General features: G+C 37.7%; 2 protein-coding genes. Both read left to right on the top strand.

The genetic code is table 11. The features are described 5' to 3' along the window. Positions 1 to 4,167, top strand: a 4,167-nt coding sequence (locus O9332_RS10225) for a condensation domain-containing protein (RefSeq protein ID WP_288025287.1), incomplete at its 5' end; no start/stop codon positions are given. Beyond that, on the top strand, positions 4,164 to 6,511 hold a 2,348-nt coding region (locus tag O9332_RS10220; RefSeq protein WP_288025284.1), incomplete at its 3' end, for a non-ribosomal peptide synthetase. The genes O9332_RS10225 and O9332_RS10220, both read left to right, overlap by 4 nt.

Here is a 6,511-nt window from a genome sequence, read left to right as displayed (position 1 = left end):
GGAGAAGCCTTATCTTATGAACTCAATCAACGATTTTTTCAGCAGTTAAACTGTGAATTATATAACGCTTATGGACCAACAGAAGTAGCGGTTGAGACTACTATCTGGTGCTGTCAGCCAAATTCCCAAATTTCTATTGGACGTCCCCTTGCTAATGCCCAAGTTTATATCCTCGACAGTTATCTCCAACCGGTTCCTATTGGTGTTGCTGGAGAATTACATATTGGTGGAATGGGTTTAGCGCGTGGATATCTCAATCGTCTGGAATTAACTCAAGAAAAATTTATTTCTAACCCTTTTGCTGAGGGGAAATTATATAAAACCGGAGATTTAGCTCGCTATCTTCCTGAGGGCAATATTGAATATTTAGGGCGGATTGATAATCAAGTTAAGCTGAGAGGTTTACGCATTGAATTAGGAGAAATTCAGACGGTTTTAGAAACTCATCCCAACGTTGAACAAACTGTTGTGATTATGCGGGAAGATACCTTATATAATCAACGGTTAGTTGCTTATATAATCAGAAAAAATTCTTTATTAACTCCTCAGGATTTGCGTCGTTTCTTACAGCAGCAACTCCCCGCTTATATGGTCCCTTCTGCCTTTGTCATGTTGTCGGATTTTCCCTTAAATAACAATGGCAAGATAGACAGGAAAAAATTACCTGTCCCCGATGAGACATCAATTATTGAATCTGCTTATATAGCCCCAAGAAATGAAAAAGAAAGCCTCTTAGCTCAGATTTGGCAAGATGTTCTTCAGGTATCCAAAATAGGGGTTAGTGACAACTTCTTTGAGTTAGGAGGACATAGCTTAAAAGCTATTTCTCTAGTGAGTAAAATTCAGGAAAAGTTAGGGCAATCTTTGCCCATTAAACAAGTATTCGCCCATCCTACCATTGCTGAACAAGCAGCATTATTAAGCACTGTTACCCCTCTGACGGTAGCCACTATTCCCCTTGTATCTGCACAAGAAACCTACGAAACATCCCATGCTCAGAGACGTTTCTATGTCTTGCAACAGATGGATCTCAATAATGTAGCTTATCATATTGTTTCCACCCTCAAAATAGCAGGAGATTTTAGCCCCGATGTCTTTGAAAAAGCCATACAATTATTGATTTCCCGTCATGAATCCCTGCGGACATCTTTCATTTTAATTAACGGTGAACCACAACAGAAAATCCTGCAAAATCGTCCTTTTGATTGGGAATTTAAAGACTGGACAAATAAACCTGATGAAGAAATCCTAGAAACGATTGCAAAAGAGAGAAAACCGTTTGACTTAGAGAAAAGTCCCCTGGTGCGCTCTAAGATTTATAAACTATCTGCGAATGAATATATTTTAGAGTTAGAAATTCATCATATTATCTGTGATGGTTGGTCAATGAGTTTGTTAGCTAAAGAATGCTTACAATACTACTCTGATTTAGCCAAAGGATTACAGCCTAGTATAGAGCCATTGCCGATACAATATAAAGATTATGCAGGATGGCAAAATAATCTTTTAAGAAGCGAAAATAATCCCAAAAACCTAGATTACTGGCGGCAAAAACTGGACAATGGACAACTGACCAGAGTTCACTTACCGACAGACTTTAAACGTCCCCAAATAAAGACGTTTAAGGGTTCTCATTTAAGCTGGACATTTGACCGAGAAACGATTTCTAAATTAAGAAAAATTTGTCAAGAAAACGAAATAACCCTATTCATGGCATTGGTAGCGGCTGTAAAAATATTACTGTATCGCTACAGTGGTCAACATGATATTACTATTGGTACAGAAATCGCCACCAGAAGCCATCCTCAACTGCAATCTCTAATCGGTTTATTTCTCAATACCTTAGTTATTCGTGACCAAATTGAACCCGAAAAAGGCTACAAAAATCTACTCGCAAAGGTTCGTCAAACCGTTACCGAAGCCTTAGAACATTCCGATTATCCCTTTGATATTTTAGTAGAAAAATTAGCTGTTTCTAGAGAAATTAACCGCACTCCCTTGTTTGATATATTAGTCCTTCTGCAAAATTTTGATCAACCTGTAGGCTTGGAAAATATACAAATACAATCTCTAGATTCCCTGACCCCGACCAGTAAGTTTGATCTATCTTTTGTGTTTAGTGAAGATCAGGAAAAACTCAGATTAGAGCTAATTTATAACACCGACTTATTCCAAGAGGAGAGGATGAAAAAATGTCTCATTCACTTCGATAAACTCTTGAATGAAATGCTATCTAACCCCGCCCAACCCGTCAAAGACATTTCTTTGTTATCGGCAGCAGAAACCGCTTTTATTGCCAATTTTATCAATCCTATTCCTCGCTTAGAAACCCGTACTATTATCCATGATTTTATTGACCAAGTTGCAGCCAAACCGGAGAAAACATCGATTATTTATCCAGGGGGTAAATTTAGCTATCAAGAATTACATGAACTAACTAACTTTTGGGCTTATGCCTTAAAAGAATTAGGCGTGGAAAAAGATAAGGTTTGTGGTGTTCTCCTAGAAGGAGATTATCGTCAGTTAATCGCTATGCTGGCAGTATTTAAAGCCGGAGGAATCTATTTACCTCTACGTTTAGATGAACCAGAGGAGCGCCGGCAACGCATGATGATTAAAACTAGCCCCGAAATTATCTTAGTTGCTGCTGAGAATTTAGAGGGGATTAAACCCCAACTATCCGCATTAGAAAAACCGCCTCATATCTTAGTGGTTAAGGCTCATAAAATTCAGCAATATCATCAGTGGAATGGCATGGATTATCAAGAGTTTCCTTGCCAATTAAGCAAACTGCAACCCCTTCTAGCTATGCCGGATGCTGATGATTCTAATTATATTATGTTTACTTCTGGCTCAACCGGTGAACCTAAAGCAATTTTAGGCAGTCACGGCAGCTTACGTCATTTCATTGATTGGGAAAAACGGGAATTTGGCATTAATGAAAGTTGGCGCTGTTTACAAATTGCTCAAATTAATTTTGATGCTTATTTGAGGGAAACCTGTGTGACTTTATGCTCAGGGGGAACTCTGTATATTCCAGAGAGTACAGAGCGAGAAGACTTAGAGCTTTTATTACTGCGAATAGGAGAATGGAAAATTAACTTACTACACACTGTCCCCTCGGTAATGCGTCTATTTTTAAAGATGGGGCGTGGTTTAGTTAATGCACATAATCTCCTGAAAAGTTTGCGAATTTTTGTCTTAGGAGGAGAGCCTTTATTTGTGAAAGAACTGGCTGAATGGCATCAAATTTTTGGCTCTCAGACAGAATTTGTGAATATTTATGGAGCAAGTGAAACTACATTTGTTAAGCATTTTTATCGAATTCCTAACCCTAATAATATTCCCTATGAACGGGTTCCGGGTGGTCAAACTTTGCCAGATGCCGCTTATGCAGTGGTTGATGGAAATCGCGCCAGGGCAATAGGAGAAGTAGGAGAAGTGTTCGTTAAATCCCCCTATTTAACCAAAGGTTATTATCAAGATGAAAGCTTAACTCATTCAGTTTTTGTGCCTAATCCTTTGAATGGGGGGAGGGATATAGTTTATCGTACTGGAGACTTAGGCAGACTGCTTCCTGATCTAACTTTAGAAGTAATAGGACGCAGTGACAATCAAATTAAATTAAATGGGGTACGGATTGAATTAGGAGAGATTGAAGATGTCCTCAGTGGGATTGAGGGAGTAGAAAAAGCCTTAGTTATGGCTAATAAAAAGGAGGAATTAGTAAACGTAATTGCTTATTATCAAGCCGAGGATACAGTTCATCAGGAATATATTCGAGGTAAATTAAAGCAACTCTTACCGATTTATATGCAGCCTAGCTTTTTAATGCGGTTAGAAGCTTTTCCCTTGTTACCCAATGGAAAAATTCATCGTCTAGCTTTGCCAAAACCCGAAGAAAATATTACTGACTCAACTAACCAAGTCCCAGATTTTAATCCACAAGAAGCTTTATTAGCTTCCCTTTGGGGTGAGTTATTAGAAGCAGAAGTTAGTAACAGTAATCAGTCATTTTTTGAACTAGGAGGAAACAGTCTGAAGGCGATGCGCTTAGTGTCACAAATCCGTAATCAATTTGGAGTTTCTCTCCGATTACGGGAAATTTTTACCCATAATACTTTAAAAGAACAAGCTGTATTAATTCAATCCCGACAAAAACGATGATCAACTTACCACAATCTGACTCAATTAACCCACTGGAAAAACAAAAATATTACCAAGTCTCTCACGGTCAAAGAAGGCTTTGGATTTTGCAGCATATCAGCGAATCTTCTAGTGCTTATAATATTAGGCTTGCCATGAGAATTAATGGCAAGTTAGATGTTTCTATATTAACAGCATCCTTTCAAGAACTGGTGAACCGTCATGAAATTCTCAGAACCACTTTTGCCAGTGTTGGAGGCAATATTAAGCAAGTTATTCATGAGGAAATCCCCACAGAACAGTTAATCATTTTTAAAGATTTAAGAGCAGAAAAAGATGCTGAACTCTTGGCAGATGATTTAATTCAAGAGTCGGCAAATTTACCTTTTAGTTTAGAAAAGTTGCCCCTTATTCGGGTCTTATTGGTGCAGATTAAGTCAGAAGAATTTATCTTTGGTTTGACTGTCCATCATATTATTGGGGATGCACAATCACTTGATATTATCTTTCAAGAGTTCTTTATATTATACTCTGCTTATACTCAACAAAAAAAAGCTGAATTACCCCCTCTTACTCTACAGTATAAAGATTATGCGGCATGGCAAAATCAGTGGTTAGAAAGTGAAGAAGTTAGAGAACAACATGAGTATTGGTGTGAGGTTTTTTCCGAACATCCCCCTATCTTAAACTTACCGATAGACTTCCCTCGACCTCAAGTAAAATCTTCTCAAGCGGCTTCCTACACTTATCAATTTAGTGAGAGTCTTAGCCAACAATTACAAACCTTTGCAACTCGAAATCAGACGACTCTATTTATTACCCTACTGACTTTCTTTAAAATATTACTCTACCGCCACACCGGCCAACGGGATTTAGTGGTTGGTATCCCTATTTCAGCACGAAATCATCCTGATTTAGAAAACCAGATCGGGTTTTATGTTAACACCTTGGCCTTAAGAACTTTATTACCAGAGGGAGTAACTTTTAAGCAAGTCTTAGGGGAAGTAACTAACACCTGTCTTGATGCTTATGAATATCGTGATTATCCTTTTGATAAATTAGTATCCGCTCTCAATTTAGAACGTGATTTGTCCAGAAATCCCTTATTTGATGTCATGTTTTCTCTACTGAGTAAAGAAAGCAAAACTGTCTTAAAAATTCCTGGTTTGGAACATCAACCTTATCCCTTAAAACCACGGATGGCTCAATTTGATATGACTTGGAGCTTCTTTGAAGATAGTCATAATCTTACATTAGCTATTGAATATGAGCCGGATTTATTTTTGCCTGAAACTATCGCCAGAATGAGCGGTCACTTTTTACAAATTATTGAAAGTGTAATTCAGAATCCCGATTGTAAATTATCTGAGATTAATTTATTAACCCCTGAAGAACGGCATCAATTACTAATAGAGTGGAATCAAACCGAAGTCGCTTATTCTCAACAGTGTCTGCACCAGTTATTTGAAGAAAAAGTTAGAGATAATCCCGAGGCAATAGCTATTATTTTTGAGGGCAAAAAATTGACCTATCGAGAGTTAAATAATCGAGCTAATCAAGTCGGTCACTATTTACAAGAAAAAGGCGTAACTTCAGAAGTATTAGTGGGGATTTTTATTGAGCGTTCTTTTGAGATGCTCATCGGAATATTGGGAATTATTAAAGCCGGGGGAGCTTATGTTCCTTTGGATCCTAATTATCCCCCTGAGCGCTTGGATTATATGATATCTGATTCAGCTATCTCTCTGTTGTTAACTCAGCAATCTTTAGTTCAATCTCTACCAGAAAATTGCCCCGAAATACTGTGTTTAGATACAGATTGGTTAAAGATAGCTAATTATAGTCAAGAGAATTTGACCTCTCCAGTTAAACCAGAAAATTTAGCTTATGTTATATACACTTCGGGTTCAACGGGAAAACCTAAAGGTGTGATGAATATTCATCAAGGAATTTGCAATACTCTAAAAGACAATATTGACAATTATAATCTTAACTCTGAAGACCGCATTCTCCAAATTACTCCCTTTAGTTTTGATGTTTCAGTTTGGGAAGTTTTCTCATCTTTAACATCTGGTGCTACCCTAGTCGTGGCTAAACCTGACGGGTATAAAGATATAGATTATTTAATAGATTTAATTGTGCAAGAACAAGTAACTTGTTTCACTTGTGTTCCCTCAATATTGCGAGTTTTTCTGCAACATCCCAAGAGCAAAGATTGCCACTGTTTAAAACGAGTAATTGTCGGGGGAGAAGCCTTATCTTATGAACTCAATCAACGATTTTTTCAGCAGTTAAACTGTGAATTATATAACGCTTATGGACCAACAGAAGTAGCGGTTGAGACTACTATCTGGTGCTGTCAGCC

Source organism: Microcystis sp. LE19-10.1B (genome assembly GCF_027530565.1).
Lineage (GTDB): Bacteria > Cyanobacteriota > Cyanobacteriia > Cyanobacteriales > Microcystaceae > Microcystis > Microcystis aeruginosa.
This window is presented reverse-complemented; position numbering and strand designations above follow the sequence as displayed.